A 2,830-nucleotide genomic window follows, 5' to 3' on the forward strand; every position below is an offset into this window, starting at 1 on the left:
TTAAAAGTTTTAAATCGAAACCTACTTTTTTGTAGGAATTTTTTCGGCAGTGTTGTTTTTTGTCTTTCATTAGGTATGTTGCTAAAAGGTTTAATTTTTAGTCAACCTATTTCAGGAAAGTACGTTTTCTCAAATTACTGCCAACGTGTATGTGTATGGTTAGTTGCGTACAAGTACGCTGTTATTCTTTGTTAAGCAATATATTAAAAAGTAGGGAAGAACCGTCGTCTTGGCCAGCAATTCGCAATTAATTATACACGTTGTTGTAAAACGTTTTTCACTATTAAATTAATTATAATTAAGTTCTAAGTCATCTAGATATCTTTCAATATCTTGATTGAAATTATTTTTAAAATCTTTGAATTCCTCAATTCTATTTTCTGGCTTTTTGTTAGAGTCTTCAAGTAGGTCTAATTGTTTTTCTATCGTTTGCTTTAAGTTTTTTAGATATGTTTTATTTGGATTTGATGAAATCTCTTCATTTCTTAATTCATCTTTTATAATTCGGGATAACTCATCAATATTTCTCTGATTTAGAAACATCATATTCATTTTTCCTTTAATTCTTCTCAGCTCTTTTTTTCTATCTTCTCTATTCATGTCTTTTTAACTTGTGAACTCCGCTTGCCAAATAATCTTTCCACAATTTTAGATTTTCAGTTGAAATCGGAAAATTAATTTTTGTATTGTCTAATTCCGTAATAATTGTCGCAATTCTATTTCCGATTTTAGTGTCAGAATCCCAAATAAAATATTCCGAAAATATTAATCCAGATGCAATAATTTTCAGATTATCAAAAGTCAGATTGCCATTCAGTGCATCATTTATAATTTTATTTAGATGACTTTGTTTAATTTCAAATTCGATGTCAGATTCCATTCTTATAACACTTATTTCAGAAGTGTCGTAAGTCAGTTTTTTTATACTTCCATTCAAATCAGCCGAAAGAATTTCAGGACTTATTTTATTCTCAAAATATTCTTTTAAAATACTTTCGGTCATTCTTTGTCAAATGTTTTACAACGTGTTCGTGTATGGTTAGTTGCGTGTAAGTACGCTATTTTTCTTTGTTAAGCAATATAGTGAATTGTGGGAAAAGATCCTGCGCTTAACCAGCAAAAGCAATTTACTATACACGTTGTTGGCAAACGTTTTTTATTCAGAAATTTTTTCTTAAATCGAATTCTGTATATTCATTAAGAAGATAAGTGTAATATATATTCTATTTTATACCAATTATGATGTCGAATGTCACAATCAGAATTGCGCCTTTTTTAGTCTTTATATTCAATGCAATTTGTTTAAGATTATGTTTTAAACTATCATTTATATTAGTATCTCCCATAATTTTTATGAATAGGAATTGAATTTGATTCATTATTAGTATTAATAGAAAATTTATAAATGAAAACAATTTCGCCTGTTTCTGGTTTAAACTCAGAAATCCCACTTAAACTTACGCCTTTATCATGTTCAAAGTTAAAATGCCATTTATTAGAAGGCTTTTTTAAATCAATTACATCGACTTTTCCTAATCGTCTTATCGAAAAACCAAATGACAATCCTTTTTGTTCTTTTGGATAGTAGGAAATAAACAAATACCTTTTTTTATATATTGAGTAATAGGTTATGTCTTCAGTTTTAATATCATGGATAGTGTCATTATCTTTTCTAAATACTTCATTATTTATAATAGAATCATTCTTTTTTATCGTTTTTTTATATCTATAAAATTTTTGTCCTTTTATTCTGTAAATGGAGTCATCTTTATCAAGATCAGCAATATCATACTTATGCAAAGGTTCTACTTGTGCAAGAGTCGAAGTTGTGAAAAATATAAATACCAATACATGTATCACAATTTTAATTCTGTTCATGATATTTATTTTTTAAGTAAAAGACCATCTGACTTTTATTCGTTTTTACTGGTTCCTTTAAAATGTTTGCCAACGTGTTCGTATATGATTAGTTGTGTTGGCTAGGTCTAAGTTAGTAAAAGGAAACGAATCTATGGAGAATTCCGCAGGAATTTTCCGAGAACACACAGAACGAACAATTAATTATATACGTTGTTGTGCATAGTTTGATTTGTTTAGTTCTTACCTAACCTTTTTCGTTAAGATTTATTTTTCCAACAACTTTATCTTTCCAATAAATTAAAAATATTCCAGAATGATCCAATTTTGCAGGAAAGTAAAAGGTTAATTTTCTATTATTTTTCTTTTTTCCTTCTATGATGGTTGGCTCAAATCTGTGTTGATATCTTGGTTTGTTTTTTCCTAATTGATATCTACAAAATTGATCAAAATTTTCTAAACCTTCAATCGAGTATTTTAAGAAAGTATCTTCATATTTATAGTCTTCTATTCTAATGCGACTTGCTTGTCTATTAGTGAATCTCAAATCAATTTGAAAAGGTCTGTATCTCATCTTGTTTTCTGAATCTACAAGTGAAAAATGATTTAAATCAATCAATTTATCTGTATCGAATCCTTTGAGTAATACTTTAAATATAATTAGATTATGTTTTACATCAGTTTCTTTCGTTTTTCCAAATTCCCAAGTCGTGGGTTTTCCAATGTATGTTATATCTAAGGAAACATCATTTAATTCTAAGGGAACTTGAGCAGAAATTGAACTTATTAGAATTATCTTTAAGATAATAAATAGTGATATTTTTTTCATATTTAGTTTTGATTTAAAATGTCTAGTCCTGAAATATGGCTACAGGTTAAAAATTGATTTAAGCTGTTTTTAAGTATACCATATTTGGTGTTTTATAGTCTAAAGATAAATGTAATCTTATTTCATTGTATAAATTAATTGCAT

The 2,830-nt window shown here is 27.3% G+C and carries 4 protein-coding genes; all 4 read right to left on the minus strand.

The features are described 5' to 3' along the window. Window positions 1-288 precede the first annotated feature (288 nt). A complete protein-coding gene (locus tag N4270_RS16975) occupies window positions 289-600 on the minus strand; it encodes a hypothetical protein (protein WP_260098546.1) in 312 nt (103 codons plus the stop codon). Next, entirely contained in the window at window positions 593-1,003 is a 411-nt protein-coding gene (locus tag N4270_RS16980; RefSeq protein WP_260098547.1) for a hypothetical protein, read from the minus strand. Before N4270_RS16980 ends, N4270_RS16975 begins: the two co-directional genes overlap by 8 nt. 329 nt (window positions 1,004-1,332) lie before the next feature. After that, window positions 1,333-1,878, minus strand: coding sequence for a hypothetical protein (locus N4270_RS16985; RefSeq protein WP_260098548.1), 546 nt, complete (start codon window positions 1,876-1,878; stop codon window positions 1,333-1,335). Window positions 1,879-2,104: 226 nt separating this feature from the next. Beyond that, window positions 2,105-2,686 (minus strand): hypothetical protein, encoded by a 582-nt coding sequence (locus N4270_RS16990; RefSeq protein ID WP_260098549.1) that lies wholly within the window; start codon window positions 2,684-2,686, stop codon window positions 2,105-2,107. Between the last annotated feature and the right edge of the window lie 144 nt (window positions 2,687-2,830).

The organism is Psychroserpens sp. SPM9 (genome assembly GCF_025153525.1).
Lineage (GTDB): Bacteria > Bacteroidota > Bacteroidia > Flavobacteriales > Flavobacteriaceae > Psychroserpens.